Source organism: Peristeroidobacter soli (genome assembly GCF_004138485.1).
GTDB classification, from domain to species: domain Bacteria; phylum Pseudomonadota; class Gammaproteobacteria; order Steroidobacterales; family Steroidobacteraceae; genus Steroidobacter; species Steroidobacter soli.
In genome coordinates, this window is the sequence record NZ_RYEV01000005.1 from 175,596 (window position 1) to 190,375 (window position 14,780).

The following is a 14,780-nucleotide window of genomic DNA, read 5'->3' on the forward strand; positions in this document are numbered from 1 at the left end:
CGGGATCAGCGAGATGTCACGACCGAATGTTTACTTGCACGGAGGCTGGCGCTGCGGCAGCACTTACGTGTGGAGCCGCTTTCGCACCTTGAGCGAAACGCTGAGCTACTACGAACCCTTCAGCGAACAGCTCGCCAGCTGCACCACCGAGAGCATTCTCAAGAATACCGAGCAGACCTGGGAGTCGCGTCATCCTGAGCTTGCCGCACCTTATTTCAGCGAGTATCTGCCGTTGATCGGCAGCGGCGGCGTTTGTTTCTACGACGATCGTTTCGCCACGCAGCGTTACTTCATCGCCGCTCACCAGAAGTTGCTCGAAGAAGATTATCTCGGGCTGCTGCTCGAATTCGCTCGCAACGAGAACAAGCGTGCAGTCTTCGGCTTTTCACGCTCGCTCGGGCGCGTCGGTGCGATGAAGCGCGTGCTCGATGGCTGTCACGTGGTGCTGGTACGCGATCCGGTGCAACAGTGGCTGTCGAGTCGTTCGTATCGTGAACAGAATCAACCGTCGTACTTCGAGCTGCAGCCGCTGATGATACTGGCGCTGGCGCGGCCCGGGTCGCCGGCGGGAGCAATCGCGCGCTGGTTGCGGTTGCCAACACTCGCTGGAGATTCGTACCGGCATCAATATCGTTCGTTGCGCCGGCATTTCAAAACGCTCGATGACGAGCTGTCGTATCGAGCCTTCATCGCGGTGTATCTGCTGTCGTACATGCACGCGTTGCTGCACGCGGATCTGGTGATCGACATGGATCTGCTCAGTCGCTCACCCAGCTATCGTCAGTCGATCAGCTCGGCGTTCCAGGAGCGGGTCGAGCTCGTGCCGGATTTCAGCGATTGTTCGCTGCCGTTGCATGCCACCGATGCGCTGCCCATCGACATCGACCGCATTCATGACGAAGTTGCGGAGCGGGTGCTCAAGCAGGAGATCGGTTATCGGGGTGAGCTGGCGAGTGCGTCCATTGCCGGCAGCTTCAGCGTGGTGATGAACAAGCTGCGCGCCGTACATCGCGGGCCGGCGAATGCGAATAAACATTCAGCGCTGCAATCGATTTCGCTGGCGCGAGCGTCGCCGCGTGGGTTTGGCGGCGCAGGGGGACTGCGCCGCTGGTTGGGATTGGGCTAATACGACTTACGGTTGCGCAAGCTGCGTGATGCCGCGCTTGCGCTTCTCCTCGGCGACCATATCGCGCACGTCGCTCAACAAACCGCGGGCGTCGTAGATGATGCCGTCCTTGATCGTGTATTTCACACCGCCGACGCGGCGGGGGTGCCCGTCGTCGCCGAGGCGTACGTGACCGGTGCCGTACATCACTTTGAAATTGGCCACCGGGTTTTCATCGAGCACCGCGAGGTCGGCGAGTTTGCCTGGCTCGACCGAGCCGATGCGATCCGCCGCGCCGAGTGCCTGCGCGCCGTTGAGCGTCGCGGAGCGCAGTACTTCCAGGGGATGGAAGCCGGCTTCACGCAATAGTTCGAGCTCCTGGATGGTGCCGAAGCCATACAGTTGATAGATGAAGCCGGAGTCCGAGCCCACGGTCACGCGACCGCCGCGATTCTTGTAATCGTTCACGAACTCCATCCACGGGCGGTAGTTGTCGCGCCAGGCGACCTCATCTTCGGTGCCCCAGTCGAAGAAGAAACTGCCGTGATTGTCGCGATTCGGGGTGTAGAAGTCCCACAGCTGCGGCAGCGTGTATTGCTCGTGCCAATCGGCACGGCGGGCGCGCATCAGATCGCGTGAGGCGAGATAGATCGTGAAGGTTGGATCGATGGTGAAGTCGAGCGCCAGCAATTCCTTGATCACCGCCTCGTATTTCTCGCTGCCGCGCCTGGCAGCCTGGCGCCACAACCGGCCGGCCTGGCCGAAGCGATCCTGTTCGTTGAAGTAGTTGTAGGCCGGCGGATAATTTTGCACGGTGCGATCGTCGAACAGCGCTTCCGGCAGACCATACCAATGTTCCATGGTGGTCAGGCCCCAACGAGCCGTCGTCAGTGCGTTCACGCGGCTCACCTCCATCTGCGCGTGATGGCACGCGCTGCGCATGCCTTGTTTCTTCAGCTCATCGAAGATCGCCTGCAGAACATCGGGCCGGTAGCCGAAACATTTCATGCCTACCGCGCCCTTGGCTTTGATGTCCCGGACCCATTTGCGGCCTTCTTCGGGCGTGGTCAGTGGCTTGTCGGGAGTCAGGAAGGCATAGGGGAAGATGCGCGGCGCGGTGATCTCGTTACGCTCGCTGCGACGGGTTTCGCTCGCGCACCACTCGACGCCGTTACCGCAACCGGGATCGCGGATGGTCGTGATGCCGTGGCCCATCCACAGTTTGTATACATACTCCGAGGGCACGCGTTGTTCGCTGCCGCCGATGTGACCGTGCATGTCAACGAGGCCGGGCAGCACGTAGTGGTCGCGCAGATCGATTTCACGGCCGCCGGGTTTCAGCTTCGGCCGATTCGGCGGTTCCTTGGTGCCGCCGGGCGCGCCCACCGGAAACACATTCACGATGCGATTGCCTTCGATGACGATGTCCGTCGGTCCGAACGCGGGTGCGCCGGTACCGTTGATCACGATCGCGCTACGCAGGATGAGTTGCGAGTAGGGGCCGTCACCTTCTTTGCGGGCCGGCGCCGGCGGCACTTGGTATTCATCGTCGGCCGCGAGGGGCGCGGCGGAGTGCAGGAACAGGCTGGAAACAACCGTCGTCCAGGCCAGCGTACGAAGAAGCGCTCGGGGATGCATGCGTCGCTCGTCTCCATGCCACGGAGCGCGCATGCTACTAGCTCATGTGAACGCCGAATAGACCAGCGTGCGCAGCTCCCGGCGCAGGTTGTAGAGGGTCGAGGGGATCAGCTGAGTCATGAATATCACGATCAACTGCTCGCGCGGATCGATCCAGAAGTAGGTGCTGGCCATCCCACCCCAGGAAAAATCACCCCTGCTGCCGGGAATGAGCGTGCGGGCCGGGTCGGTGGTGACCGCGAAGCCGAGCCCGAATCCGACGCCCGAGTAACTCGCTTCGCTGAACAACGACACCGACAGATCGGGCAGCTCCTTGCCGCCGGGCAGATGATTGGCGGTCATCAGCTCGATGGTCTTCGGGCTGAGCAGGCGGGCGCCGTCGAGCGAGCCGCCGTTCAACAGCATGCGACAGAAGCGCAGATAATCGGCGGCTGTCGACACCAGGCCGCCGCCGCCGGAGATGAATGCCGGCGGCTGCAGGAAACGACTGGTCTGCGCATCGTCCTGCAGTTTCATGCGGCCATCCGGCGCGAGCATGTAACACGACGCGAGGCGCGACGCCTTCGCTGCGGGCACGAAGAAATCCGTGTCGACCATGCCGAGCGGCGCGAGGATGCGCTGACGCAGGAAGTCTTCGAACGCAATGCCCGAGATCTTGCCCACCAGGTAGCCGAGCACGTCGGTGGAGACCGAATAATTCCAGACATCGCCGGGCGACGCTTCGAGTGGAATCTTCGCCAGGCCCTCGATCATGGCCTCGAGCGTGCCCGTGCCGGCGGGATCGCCGAACGCGAAGCGGCGATAGGCGGCATCGACGTTGGTCCGCTGTTGCAAGCCATAGGTCAGGCCCGAGGTGTGGCGAAGCAGATCGATGATGCGCATCGGCGCCTTGGTCGGCCGCGTGCGGAAGGTTTCCATGAAGCCGGCTTCATACACGCCCAGGTTGCGCCACTGAGGAATGTAGCGATGCACCGGATCGTCCAGCGCGATCAGTCCTTCCTCGACCAGCATCATCAGCGCCACGCTGGTGATGGGCTTGGTCATGGAATAGATGCGGAAGATCGTGTCCTGTTGCAGCGGACGGCTGCGCTCCAGGTCCAGCTGGCCTTGCACGCTGCAATGAGCGAGCTCGCCACGACGCGCGACGAGCGTGAGGGCGCAGGGCAGGCGGCCCATGTCCACGTAGCGCGTTTGCACGTACCGGTCGAGATATTGCAGGCGACTGCTGGACAGACCGACGGCTTCAGGTGACATGCGAGATTCCTGGCTAGATGCGCGACTCCCGTTGCGAGTCTCGCATGAAAATGTACACCAGCAGCGAGATGAACACGCAGCCGGTCACATACCAGTAGAACAGCTCTTCGTGGCCGATGTTCTTGAACGCCAGCGCGATCATCTCGGCCGTGCCGCCGAACAACGAGACCGTGATCGCATACGGCAGCCCCACGCCGAGCGCGCGAATCTCCACCGGAAACAACTCGGCCTTCACCACCGCGCTGATGGAACTGTACAGCGAGGAAATCGCCAGGGCGATGAATATCAGGAAGAAGGCGGTCCAGGCGTCGTGCGCCTGTGACAAGGCCGACAGCAGCGGCACCGTGCCGAACAGCGCCAGCACGCCGAACACGATCAGCATGGGGCGCCGGCCATAGCGATCGGACAGCGCCCCCATCAACGGCTGCAGCAGCATGAAGATGAACAGGTTCGCGGTCGACACCAGCGTCGATTCGCCCTTGCTCAGGCCGACGGTGTTCACCAGGAATTTCTGCATGTAAGTGGTGAACGTGTAGAAGAACAGCGTCCCGCCCATGGTCAGCCCGACCACGATCAGCACTTCGCGCGGGTGTTTGAGCAGCAGGCTCAACTGACCTGCCTCGGGTGCGGCGGCCTTGTTCTTGAAGGCTTCAGTCTCGACCAGATTCCGGCGCAAATACAGCGCGGCGACGGCGGCCAGGGCGCCGATGACGAAAGGAATGCGCCAGCCCCAGGCTTCCAGCTCGTGCGATTCCAGCACGAAGAACTGCAGCACCATCAGCACGGCGAGGGCCAGCAGCTGGCCCATGATCAGCGTGACGTACAGGATGCCTGAATAGAAACCGCGGTTGCCGGCGGTCGCGATCTCGCTCATGTAAGTGGCGCTGGTGCCGTATTCGCCGCCGACGCTGAAGCCTTGAATCAGGCGCGCGATCAGGAGCAGGGCAGGCGCGGCGATGCCGATGGTCTGGTAGGTCGGTGTGACTGCGATGATCAGTGAGCCCAGGCACATCAGCATGACCGACAGCGTCAGTGCAGCCTTGCGTCCGTGACGGTCTGCATAGCGGCCCATCACCCAGCCGCCGATCGGGCGCATCAGGAAACCCACGGCGAAGATGGCCGCGGTGTTCAGTAATTGCAGAGTGCTGTTGCTGGCCGGAAAAAAGCTCGGCGCGAAATAGATCGCAAAAGCGGCGTACGTGTACCAGTCATACCACTCGATCAGATTGCCGACTGAGCCGCCGAAGATGGCTCGTAACCGTTGTCTGGTGGTGGTCTCGATCCCCGCGCTGTCGTTCACTTGGTATCGTTATTAGTGGACCCGCGGGCGATGGTGAACGAAGCGCCCCATAAAGAAAAGCACAGTGAAGACACCTAAGGGCGCACAAAAGGAAGCGGTGGATGGACCGAACCTGACGGCTGGGCCATCACACCGCTTCGAAATTCACGACCTGCTATGTCGACGGAGTCATACCCAGCCGTCGACTAGTGTTTGGGGCGTGAATTCCGAGACGAATCTTCCCGACTGGTGCCTTCGCGAGTGGTCGCATCGCTGGGACCGGTAAGCTCGGCGGGGTCATGATCCTTGGCGCGTTGCTTGGCCTGCTCCTCGGCGCGGCGAATGTCCTTCTCTTCGCTCGGCGAGACGTTGCCGGCCTTCTCGATCTCGCGCTGACCGCGCTCGGACTCCACGAACTCCGTGGTGGCCTTGCGATAGTTGCGATCGGCGGTTTTATTGCCTTCGCCTTCGTTTCGCTGTGTTCCCATGAGTGCGGTCCTCCAGTGCATCAACCCAACTGCGAAGTAAAACGTCCGCCGGTCATCGAGGTTCCGCGCACGGCTGGTATGCTTATCAGCGTGTACTGGATACTCGCTACAATTTTCATCGTCATCGCACTGGCCGTACCCCGTTACCGGCCGGTGGGAATCGTTGGCTGCGTGCTGCTCGGTGCGATGCTGACATGGGGTGTCATTCAGCGCTTACGCGCGCCACCGGATGACGATCAGCCTCAGGTGCAGCAGCGGGGCCGGCCGACCTCGCCGGCGGCGGCGTTGCAGATCATTGCGCCGGATCGAGTGCAGGTCGACCATGTGAAGATGTCGGGCGGCGGCGCGCCGTTCGAGCTGCGAGGCCGGATCGAGAACAAATCGGACGCGTTGCTGAAGTCCGTTACGCTGCTGGTCACGCGACGGGACTGCTACGAGGGCGCGCTGGATCCGAGCGGCTGCATCGTGCTGTGGCAGGACAAGCATTGGATTTCGATTGCCATTCCGCCGGGCGATGGGCGCGATTTTTCCAGCTCCGTGTGGATGCGAGGCACCGCCCCGGGCGTGCGGGGCACGGTCAAGGACTCCTTCGAAGTCGTGGCCGCATCGGGTGAGATTCCGCCGCCCGCAAGCACAGCGGATCAATGATCTCCAAGCGAAGACGAGCGGTATGCAGCTGACATTGAGCTACTTGATTGCCGGCTGGTCCGGGTTCTTTGTGATGGCGGTGGAGCTGCTGGGCGGGCGCCTGCTGGCGCCGACTTTCGGCAGCAGCATCTATGTCTGGGGCGCCATCATCACGGTGTTCATGCTGGCGTTGTCCATCGGCTATCTGGCCGGCGGGCGCCTGTCGATGAATGCGCCGTCGGTGCGCAAGCTCGGGCTGATCCTGATCGTCGCCGCGCTCACCGTGTTGCCGTTGTTGCTATTCGCCGTGCCGCTGCTCGATGCGGTCGCCAATGCCATTCCAGATCCGCGCTTCGGCTCGCTGGTCGGCGCGACGGTGCTGTTCTTCATTCCCACCGTGTTCTCCGGGATGATTTCGCCCTATGCAGTGCGCCTGATCGTGCCGGACCGCTCGAGCTCGGGCCGCCACGCCGGTCAGCTGTATTTCGTGTCGACTTTTGGCAGTGCCGCCGGCACGCTGCTGACTTCGTTCTATCTGGTGCTGATCGCGGAGGTGAACACCATCCTGATCGCGCTGATGACCATTTCGGGCCTGATCGGCGCGGTCGCCTGTCTGACTCGCGGAGAATCGAATGCGCAGTAGTTGGCGAGCCTTGCTATTGTTGGCTGCTGGGTTGCTCGCCGCCGGTGGGGCGGCCGCCGACAATATGAAGTTATTGCACTCAGAACGTTCTCTGTATCGTGAAGTGCTCGTCTACCAGACGGGCGACGTGCGCTGTATCTGCTTCACGCGCTTTTGCCGCATCGGCCGGCAGACCTGCCAGGATGTGAAGCATCCCGATCGCATCGTCATGAACTATCCGCAGATGATGCTGGGCTCGCTGTTCGTGAAGCCCGAGCCGAAGTCGGTGCTGATCATCGGGCTCGGCGGCGGGACGATTCCGCGCGCGCTGCACGAGTTGGTGCCGCAGGCGCGCATCGATGTGGTCGAGATCGATCCGGCGGTCGTCAAGGTGGCACGGAGCTATTTCGATCTCGGCGACAACAGCGACATGAATGTGATCGAGGCCGATGGTCGCGTGCAGGTGAAGCGGGCGCTGCGCGAGCAGAAGAGCTACGACCTCATCATGCTCGACGCCTTCGATCATGAGTACATTCCCGAGCACTTGCTGACTCAGGAATTCCTGAAGGAAGTGAAGGCGCTGCTCGCGCCGGGCGGCGTGCTCGCGGCCAATACGTTCTCCTCGAGCCGGCTCTACGATCACGAGTCGACCACGTACGCGTCGGTATTTCCGGAATTCTTCAATCTGAAAAAAGAGAACCGCGTGATCATCGCGGCCAACGGGCCGTTGCCGGATGCGGCGCAGTTGCAGGCGAACAGCAAGCGCTTCGAGGGGGCGTTCGGCGCTTTCGGCATGAGCACGGGCAATCTGTTGCCGCTGTTCTCGACCAAACAGGATTGGGAACGCGGCGCGCGAATCCTGACCGATCAATACTCGCCGGCGAACCTGCTCAATCTCGGCAAGAACTGAGCAGGTCGCAAGTCCCGCGGCTCAGTTGATCGAGCCGCGCGTGCGTTCCAATTCCTGAATGGCGAGCATCACGTCCTGCAGCTGCGGGCGTTCGCCGCCGGCCATGTTCTCGTCCTGTGCCGTCGACAGTAACTCCGCGTCCTTTTTCCACGATTCCAGGATGCGTAGCTTCTCGTCCGCGGCGAGTTCCGTGTCCCGAACTACGTCCATGGGCTTGCGATACTCACGCGTGGGATCGCTGATGGCGTCGCACACCTTGCTTTCGTGGGGCTGACTCATAACTGTCCTCAGTCGCGACGCGTGAGAATGCCGACGAGCAGAGCAACGCCGGCGACGGCGCCAATGATGCTCCAGGTGTGATCTCGCACATACGCGTCGGTATAGCGGGCGTATTTGCGGACGCGACGCTGCATCCGGCGGTCGTACAGATTGTCGAAGGCCTGCCGCACGGTTTTCTGGGTGCGGGCACGCGCTTCCTGGACGCGATCGTTGGTAACGTCGGCCGTGGCGCGCAGTAACTCTTCGGCGTCGCGGGCCACACTCTGCAGATCCTTGCGCAGATGTCGGATAGGGGAGTCAAAAGCGCCGTTTCTCATTGGGGGAACCTCCTCGGGACTCAACTGGTACGGTGTGGACTGGTCCGCCGTCCGCAAAAACAACGCGATGAATTGCAGGCGGGTTCCACGTAGGATTTGACTGCGTATCAGTATCCGTATGCAACCTTTGCACGGAGTGGTTCATGGCTACCAAAAGCAAAACGACGGCGAAGCGTAAGCGAGCGCCCGCCAGGCGTAAGACGCCGAAAAAGGCAGCTCCGCGTACGCGTGGCGTTCTGCCCGCCGAATGTCGTCTGGAGGAGTTGCCACCCGACGCCAAGGCGGTCGCTGATCGCATCGAGCAGGAGGGCGGCTATGTCATTGGCAGCTATGCCGAGCCGCTGGGGCGCACTCCGTTGATGCTCGCGGCGCTGCCCATCGACCAGGTTGAGCCCACGCCGTTTCAGCGCGATCTGTCCGATGCGCATTACAAGAAGCTCTCGGGCGTCATCGATCGCACCGGCCTGTTTCTGGATCCGGTGATCGCCATCACCGCGCCCAAAGAAGGCTTCTGGACCCCGAACGGCCGGCACCGGCTCGAAGCGATGCGCCGGCTCGGTGCCAAAACCATCATCGCGCTGGTCGTGCCCAAGCGTGAGATTGCCTGGCAGATCCTGGCGCTCAACACCGAGAAGGCTCACAACCTGCGCGAGCGGGCCCTCGAGGTGATTCGTATCTACAAGGGGCTCATCGAGGAAGATGCGCGCCGGCCGGAAAAGGACTTCGCGTTCTATCTGGAAGAGGCCTCGCTGGTGACCTTGGGCCTGTGCTACGAGCGCAAAGGCAACTTCGCGGGCGGCGCCTATCATCCGATCCTGCGCCGGCTCGAAGAGTTCTCCGACGAGACCTTGCAGGCGTCGCTGAAAGTTCACCAGAAGTATGCCGACCAGCTGTTCGAGCTGGACGAGAAAGTGATGAACGTCATCGAGAAGCTGAAGCAGCGCGGCCTGGTCAGCCCGTACCTGCGCGCGTTCGTGGTCGCTCGGATCAATCCGTTGCGCTGGATCAAGGACGAGCCGCCGCCGTTGCCCGAGGTGCTCAAGACCATGAAGGAGCGGCTCGCCAAATTCAACGTGGACAAGGTGAACCAGCAGGATCTGGCCAAGGCGGGCGGCGCGCCGGACACTGAGTCCTAAAGGTCGGGATCGGGAACAAACATTCCTGCCGGAAACGGATTGGGATGGTCTCGCTCGGCATAGCGCCGCGAGTCTTGGATCACGCCGCGCGCGAGCAGATTTTTTCGGGAGTCGTAATGGATCACGATGGTCTCGTCGGGGACGTGCGACGCGCGTTGAAAGTCGACGTACTCGGCACGCGATGCTTCGCGATGACCGTGTCCCGTGCCTAGGTCCTGCCGACGGCGCGCCAAGGATTCATCGGCAGGCTCGGCCGAGCTTTGCGGGCTGATGCGGTCGCGCTCCTCGAAGGGAACGGCGCGGCAGCAGGGGCGGCGCTCCCGAAACACCGCCACGCCAATCACGCCCACGTTCTCGGGTCGGCCAGTCCGGGCCGCGTAGGACTTCGAGGGTTTCGTGAAATAAAACGTCGCGACCTCATCCAGGCTCTTGCGCCAACCCTCGATGTTCACGCGGTCCCCGGCGTCGAGCACATAGCCGGACTGTCGCTCATCGGCGGTCTTGCCATTGATCACGTTCACGCCATCGACGCTGGTCACGGCCAGCAGCCGCTCGCCGGTCCGGTTGGCGAGCCGCACTTCATATTGATGTCCGGGCTCGCCGACCACATAGAGACGGTTCTCGTGAACGTGCACGGGCAGGGTGTAGCCGGCGGTCCGGTTGAAGACTTCGACGCGGGCCAGCTGCTGGATATACCAGGGCGCGACCTCCCGACCGGCGAGCGCCACGGCGGGCAGGGACAGGGCGAGGACCATGAGCAGGGGCGGCACGAACCGGCGCATATCAGCTCCGCTGTGGGGTGGCTGATGGCTGTAAACGGGCCGGCCCGGGCAACGGGGTCAAGGAGTTCGAGCCGTTCAGGCGGCCGGGCGCCTGCGGGGCCGGGCGCCGCGCTTGCCCTTCGTCCCGACCCCCGCTATGTTCGCGCCTCCGAAGGATGAGGCAACTGTTTGCATGGCAATGAATTTCCTGGACTTCGAGCAGCCGATCGCCGAATTGGAGGCGAAGATCGACGAGCTCAAGTTCGTCTCCAGCGATGCCGAGGTGAATATCGGTGAGGAGATCGCACGTCTGCGCGCCAAGAGCCGGGCGCTGACGACCAGCATCTTCTCCAACCTCAGCCAGTGGCAGATCGCGCAGCTGGCGCGTCATCCGCAGCGGCCGTACACGCTGGATTACATCAGCACGGTGTTCACCGATTTCCAGGAACTGCACGGCGATCGCATGTATGCGGACGATCACGCCATCGTCGGCGGCGTGGCTCGGCTGGACGGCCGGCCGGTGCTGCTGATCGGCCAGCAGAAGGGCCGCGACACCAAGGAGCGCGTGCGTCGTAACTACGGCATGCCCAAGCCCGAGGGCTATCGCAAGGCGCTGCGCCTGATGCACATGGCCGAGCGGTTCCAGTTGCCCCTGATTACGTTCATCGACACGTCGGGCGCCTATCCCGGCGTCGGCGCCGAAGAGCGCGGCCAGAGCGAGGCCATCGCCCGCAATCTGTTCGAGATGTCGACCCTGCAGGTACCCATCATCAGCGTCGTGATCGGCGAGGGTGGTTCGGGTGGCGCGCTCGCCATCGGCGTGTGCGATCGTTTGCTGATGCTCCAGTACAGCATCTATTCGGTGATCTCCCCGGAGGGCTGCGCCGGCATCCTGTGGCGTAGCGGCGATAAGAAAGATCTGGCGGCCGAAGCCATGGGCGTGAGCGCCGAGCGCATCGCCAAGCTGGGCGGCATCGTCGATGAAGTGCTCAAGGAGCCGCTGGGCGGCGCGCATCGCGATCCGCAAGCCATGGCCGATACGTTGAAAGACGCGCTGCTGCGCAATCTCAACGAGTTGCAGGCCAAGCCGGTGGACCAGTTGATGAAGGCGCGCGAACAGCGCCTGCGCGGCTACGGAGTTTATAGCGTCAGCTGACGGTATTATCGTGGCTCATGTTTTCTCCACGTGAGCTGCAAGATCGGCTTCGAGGCAAGAGCGGAGGCGGAGCGTTACTGCCGCCGGACGCCGCCGTTTGTGTCGCTTTCAGCGGCGGTCTCGATTCCACGGTGTTGTTACATTCCTTTGCGCGGCTCGGCTATCGAGTGCGCGCCGTTCATATCGATCACGGACTGCACGCCGACTCGATGCGGTGGCGGGACCACTGCGAGCAGCAGGCCCGAGCGTTGCAGGTTGAATTCACTTCGGTGCGTGTCGCTGTCACTGGCAGCGACGAGATCGGTTTGGAAGCCGCGGCTCGCGAGGCTCGATACGACGCATTCTCGAAAGAGCTGCGTCCCGGCGAATATCTACTGCTCGGCCAGCACGCCGACGATCAATTGGAAACCCTGTTGCTCGCGTTGATGCGAGGCGCGGGTGTGCTCGGGCTGAGCGGCATGCAGGTATTCGAACCGTTCGCGCGCGGCGCGCTGCTCCGGCCGCTGTGGGACTTTACTCGGGCCGAACTGGAGGCGTGGGCGAGGGCAGAAGGATTGCACTGGCTCAGCGACCCCTCCAACGACAATCACCAGCTCGATCGCAATTTCATCCGCCATCGGGTCGTGCCGGCGCTCCGCGAGCGATGGCCGGCGGCGGCACAGACAGCGCTGCGTTCCTCGCAACACTTGCAAGAGGCCTGGCGGACGCTGGAGCAGCTGGCCGCGATCGATGCCGAGCAGGCTATCGACGGCGAATGTCTCAGCGTCGCGGCGTTGGAGGCGCTCAGTCCGGAACGACGGCGGAATCTGTTGCGCTATTGGATCCGCCGGCGCGGCGCTCGGCCTCCGTCGACGCGCAAGCTGGCGGGCATCGAGCACGACATGCTCGCCGCCAGCCTGGATCGCGTTCCCTGTGTCGGCTGGGATGGCTGGGAGATGCGTCGGCATCGAGGCTGGCTGTACTGCGAGCAGCAATTGCCGCCCCTCGACACGGAGTTGACTCTGGTCTGGCCCACCCACACATCGCTGCAATTGCCGGCAAACCTCGGCACGTTACGTATCTCTCCTGGAGCGCCAGGCGGCCTGAGCGCTGCTAAGCTCCCCGCGGTGCTGTCGGTGCGGTTTCGCGCGGGCGGGGAGACGTTACAGCCCGCCGGTCACGCGATTCACCACAAGTTGAAGAAGCTGCTGCAAGCGTCGGCGATCCTGCCATGGTGGCGCGAGCGCCTGCCGCTGGTATACGCGGGCAAGCGGCTCGTCGCTGTCGGCGATTTGTGGATTGCCGACGAGTTCGCTGCGCGAGACGGCGAGCCCCCGCTCGGCATCTCGTGGGACCAGCGCCCCGCCATCGTTGGCCGCCACCCCAACGTATAGACGATTTCTATCCTTTCTCGTCTATCCGTACGCAACGTATTGAGTTAGACTGCGCTCCCGTCGTGATTCATTGATGCGCCCACTCTCGCCCTCTTTATGAGATGAGAGCGCGTCACGATCCAGATCCCCTTCCTTCTTGTTTGCGACGGTGCTTTACGATGACGCGTTTTATCTGTGTAACCGGCGGTGTTGTTTCCTCGCTGGGCAAAGGCATTGCCGCGGCTTCCCTGGGCGCCATCCTGGAATCGCGCGGCCTCAAGGTCAGCATGGTGAAGCTGGATCCGTACATCAACGTCGATCCGGGCACCATGAGCCCGTTCCAGCACGGCGAGGTGTTCGTGACCACCGATGGCTACGAGAGCGATCTCGACCTCGGTCACTACGAGCGCTTCGTGCGCACCACGACTTCACGTAATTCGAACTTCACGACCGGGCGCATCTACGAGCGCGTGATCGCGAAGGAGCGTCGGGGCGACTACCTGGGCGCCACGGTGCAGGTCATTCCGCACATCACCGACGAGATCAAGCATTGCATCCGCATGGGTGCCGGCGATGCCGACATCTGCATGGTGGAGATCGGCGGCACGGTCGGCGACATCGAATCGCTGCCGTTCCTCGAGGCGATTCGTCAGATGGGCGTGGAGCTGGGCCGGAACAACGTGCTCTACATGCACCTGACCCTGATCCCGTACATCCCGAGCTCGGGCGAGATCAAGACCAAGCCGACCCAGCACTCGGTGAAGGAGCTGCGCTCCATCGGCATCCAGCCCGACATCCTGGTGTGCCGTTCGCAGAACGTGGTGCCGGCCGAGCATCGTCGCAAGATCGCGTTGTTCACCAACGTGGAAGAGCGCGCCGTCATCACGGCGGTGGACGCCGACGATCTGTACAAGATTCCGCAGCTGTTGCACGAACAGGGTCTGGACGACATCGTGGTCGACAAGCTGCGCCTGGACGTGCCGCCGGCCGATCTGAGCGAGTGGAAGCAGGTGGTGAACGCCAAGGCCAACCCCGAGGCGAAGGTCACGATCGCGATGGTCGGCAAGTACGTCAACCTGCGTGACTCCTACATCTCGTTGTCCGAAGCCCTCACGCATGCCGGCGTGCGCACTCGCACGCGCGTCAACATCCAGTTCGTGGAAGCGACCGACGTGGAGAAGCACGGCACCGGTTGCCTCGAAGGCGTCGACGCCATCCTGGTGCCGGGCGGCTTCGGTGAGCGCGGCGTCGAAGGCAAGATGCAGGCGATCAAGTTCGCCCGCGAGCGTCAGATCCCGTACCTGGGCATCTGCCTCGGCATGCAGCTGGCCATCATCGAATTCGCGCGCAACATCGCCGGTCTGCAGGGCGCGCATTCGACGGAATTCAATCGCGCCTCGCCGCATCCGGTGGTCGCGCTCATCACCGAGTGGCAGGACGAGAAGGGCAACACCGAGCAGCGCTCCGAGAAGTCGGACATGGGCGGCACCATGCGCCTGGGCGCTCAGGAAGCGCGTCTGTCGCACGGCTCGAAGGCGCATCAGATCTATGGCTCGGACACGGTGATGGAGCGTCATCGCCATCGTTACGAGTTCAACAATCGTTATCTGCAGAAGCTGATGAACGCGGGCCTGCGCTTCTCCGGCTTCTCGCGCGACGGCCTGGTGGAAATGGTCGAGCTGCCGTCGCATCCGTTCTTCGTGGCGAGCCAGTTCCATCCGGAATTCCGCTCCACGCCGCGTGACGGTCATCCGTTGTTCTCCGGGTTCGTGAAGGCCGCGCGCGCGTATCACCAGAGCCAGCAGCCCGAAGAGAAGCGCGTCGCCGTCGGCGGCGCCTGAAGCGACCCCTTTTAT

At 62.8% G+C, this 14,780-nt stretch carries 15 protein-coding genes; 8 read left to right on the plus strand and 7 right to left on the minus strand.

The genetic code is table 11. From position 1 onward, the window contains the following. Nucleotides 1-13 precede the first annotated feature (13 nt). A complete protein-coding gene (locus tag EKO19_RS22275; protein WP_129778701.1) occupies nucleotides 14-1,126 on the plus strand; it encodes a hypothetical protein in 1,113 nt (370 codons plus the stop codon). Between the two features lie 6 nt (nucleotides 1,127-1,132). On the opposite strand, the gene EKO19_RS22280 is transcribed toward EKO19_RS22275, so the two are convergent. The 4 genes from EKO19_RS22280 to EKO19_RS22295 all read right to left on the minus strand — a co-directional run bounded on the left by EKO19_RS22280 (nucleotide 1,133) and on the right by EKO19_RS22295 (nucleotide 5,764). After that, entirely contained in the window at nucleotides 1,133-2,743 is a 1,611-nt protein-coding gene (locus tag EKO19_RS22280; RefSeq protein WP_129778702.1) for an amidohydrolase family protein, read from the minus strand. Nucleotides 2,744-2,785: 42 nt separating this feature from the next. Further along, nucleotides 2,786-3,997, minus strand: coding sequence for a serine hydrolase domain-containing protein (locus EKO19_RS22285; RefSeq protein ID WP_129778703.1), 1,212 nt, complete (start codon nucleotides 3,995-3,997; stop codon nucleotides 2,786-2,788). A 13-nt stretch (nucleotides 3,998-4,010) separates the two neighbouring features. Beyond that, nucleotides 4,011-5,297 carry an MFS transporter gene (locus EKO19_RS22290; protein WP_129778704.1) on the minus strand — a complete coding sequence of 429 codons (1,287 nt, stop codon included), beginning with the start codon at nucleotides 5,295-5,297 and terminating at the stop codon, nucleotides 4,011-4,013. A gap of 185 nt (nucleotides 5,298-5,482) precedes the next feature. Next, nucleotides 5,483-5,764, minus strand: coding sequence for a hypothetical protein (locus EKO19_RS22295; RefSeq protein ID WP_129778705.1), 282 nt, complete (start codon nucleotides 5,762-5,764; stop codon nucleotides 5,483-5,485). Nucleotides 5,765-5,842: 78 nt separating this feature from the next. On the opposite strand from EKO19_RS22295, the gene EKO19_RS22300 reads away from it, so the two are divergent. The 3 genes from EKO19_RS22300 to EKO19_RS22310 are packed head-to-tail and all read left to right on the plus strand — an operon-like array spanning nucleotide 5,843 to nucleotide 7,923. Further along, nucleotides 5,843-6,412, plus strand: a complete 570-nt coding sequence (locus EKO19_RS22300) for a hypothetical protein (RefSeq protein WP_129778706.1) — start codon at nucleotides 5,843-5,845, stop codon at nucleotides 6,410-6,412. A 22-nt stretch (nucleotides 6,413-6,434) separates the two neighbouring features. Continuing rightward, entirely contained in the window at nucleotides 6,435-7,034 is a 600-nt protein-coding gene (locus tag EKO19_RS22305; protein WP_129778707.1) for a fused MFS/spermidine synthase, read from the plus strand. Further along, nucleotides 7,024-7,923, plus strand: a complete 900-nt coding sequence (locus EKO19_RS22310) for a spermidine synthase (protein WP_129778708.1) — start codon at nucleotides 7,024-7,026, stop codon at nucleotides 7,921-7,923. The genes EKO19_RS22305 and EKO19_RS22310 overlap by 11 nt, the downstream gene beginning before the upstream one ends. 21 nt (nucleotides 7,924-7,944) lie before the next feature. Here EKO19_RS22310 and EKO19_RS22315 read toward each other — a convergent pair whose 3' ends face one another. Both EKO19_RS22315 and EKO19_RS22320 read right to left on the minus strand, forming a co-directional pair. Continuing rightward, nucleotides 7,945-8,202 carry a hypothetical protein gene (locus EKO19_RS22315; RefSeq protein ID WP_129778709.1) on the minus strand — a complete coding sequence of 86 codons (258 nt, stop codon included), beginning with the start codon at nucleotides 8,200-8,202 and terminating at the stop codon, nucleotides 7,945-7,947. Between the two features lie 8 nt (nucleotides 8,203-8,210). Continuing rightward, complete coding sequence (locus EKO19_RS22320; protein WP_129778710.1) at nucleotides 8,211-8,519, minus strand: ElaB/YgaM/YqjD family protein; 309 nt, start codon at nucleotides 8,517-8,519, stop codon at nucleotides 8,211-8,213. Nucleotides 8,520-8,662: 143 nt separating this feature from the next. Between EKO19_RS22320 and EKO19_RS22325 the strand changes: the two genes are divergently transcribed. After that, entirely contained in the window at nucleotides 8,663-9,655 is a 993-nt protein-coding gene (locus EKO19_RS22325; RefSeq protein ID WP_129778711.1) for a ParB N-terminal domain-containing protein, read from the plus strand. On the opposite strand, the gene EKO19_RS22330 is transcribed toward EKO19_RS22325, so the two are convergent. Continuing rightward, on the minus strand, nucleotides 9,652-10,437 hold the full coding sequence (locus EKO19_RS22330) for a hypothetical protein (RefSeq protein ID WP_129778712.1): 786 nt from the start codon (nucleotides 10,435-10,437) through the stop codon (nucleotides 9,652-9,654). The two genes, EKO19_RS22325 and EKO19_RS22330, sit on opposite strands and share 4 nt — an antisense overlap. A 172-nt stretch (nucleotides 10,438-10,609) precedes the next feature. Between EKO19_RS22330 and EKO19_RS22335 the strand changes: the two genes are divergently transcribed. The 3 genes from EKO19_RS22335 (at nucleotide 10,610) to EKO19_RS22345 (ending at nucleotide 14,765) form a co-directional block, all read left to right on the plus strand. Continuing rightward, a complete protein-coding gene (locus tag EKO19_RS22335) occupies nucleotides 10,610-11,572 on the plus strand; it encodes an acetyl-CoA carboxylase carboxyltransferase subunit alpha (protein ID WP_129778713.1) in 963 nt (320 codons plus the stop codon). Nucleotides 11,573-11,589: 17 nt separating this feature from the next. Next, complete coding sequence (tilS, locus tag EKO19_RS22340; RefSeq protein WP_129778714.1) at nucleotides 11,590-12,945, plus strand: tRNA lysidine(34) synthetase TilS; 1,356 nt, start codon at nucleotides 11,590-11,592, stop codon at nucleotides 12,943-12,945. 158 nt (nucleotides 12,946-13,103) lie between these two features. Continuing rightward, entirely contained in the window at nucleotides 13,104-14,765 is a 1,662-nt protein-coding gene (locus EKO19_RS22345) for a CTP synthase (protein WP_129778715.1), read from the plus strand. The last annotated feature ends 15 nt before the right edge of the window (nucleotides 14,766-14,780 follow it).

Excerpts from the sequence above, each read along its gene's own strand:
- tilS (WP_129778714.1), top strand. The coding sequence starts at position 11,590 with ATGTTTTCTCCACGTGAGCTGCAAGATCGGCTTCGAGGCAAGAGCGGA.
- EKO19_RS22285 (WP_129778703.1), bottom strand. The coding sequence starts at position 3,997 with ATGTCACCTGAAGCCGTCGGTCTGTCCAGCAGTCGCCTGCAATATCTC.
- EKO19_RS22335 (WP_129778713.1), top strand. The coding sequence starts at position 10,610 with ATGGCAATGAATTTCCTGGACTTCGAGCAGCCGATCGCCGAATTGGAG.
- EKO19_RS22300 (WP_129778706.1), top strand. The coding sequence starts at position 5,843 with ATGCTTATCAGCGTGTACTGGATACTCGCTACAATTTTCATCGTCATC.
- EKO19_RS22310 (WP_129778708.1), top strand. The coding sequence starts at position 7,024 with ATGCGCAGTAGTTGGCGAGCCTTGCTATTGTTGGCTGCTGGGTTGCTC.
- EKO19_RS22305 (WP_129778707.1), top strand. The coding sequence starts at position 6,435 with ATGCAGCTGACATTGAGCTACTTGATTGCCGGCTGGTCCGGGTTCTTT.
- EKO19_RS22315 (WP_129778709.1), bottom strand. The coding sequence starts at position 8,202 with ATGAGTCAGCCCCACGAAAGCAAGGTGTGCGACGCCATCAGCGATCCC.
- EKO19_RS22280 (WP_129778702.1), bottom strand. The coding sequence starts at position 2,743 with ATGCATCCCCGAGCGCTTCTTCGTACGCTGGCCTGGACGACGGTTGTT.
- EKO19_RS22330 (WP_129778712.1), bottom strand. The coding sequence starts at position 10,437 with ATGCGCCGGTTCGTGCCGCCCCTGCTCATGGTCCTCGCCCTGTCCCTG.
- EKO19_RS22325 (WP_129778711.1), top strand. The coding sequence starts at position 8,663 with ATGGCTACCAAAAGCAAAACGACGGCGAAGCGTAAGCGAGCGCCCGCC.
- EKO19_RS22295 (WP_129778705.1), bottom strand. The coding sequence starts at position 5,764 with ATGGGAACACAGCGAAACGAAGGCGAAGGCAATAAAACCGCCGATCGC.
- EKO19_RS22320 (WP_129778710.1), bottom strand. The coding sequence starts at position 8,519 with ATGAGAAACGGCGCTTTTGACTCCCCTATCCGACATCTGCGCAAGGAT.
- EKO19_RS22345 (WP_129778715.1), top strand. The coding sequence starts at position 13,104 with ATGACGCGTTTTATCTGTGTAACCGGCGGTGTTGTTTCCTCGCTGGGC.
- EKO19_RS22275 (WP_129778701.1), top strand. The coding sequence starts at position 14 with ATGTCACGACCGAATGTTTACTTGCACGGAGGCTGGCGCTGCGGCAGC.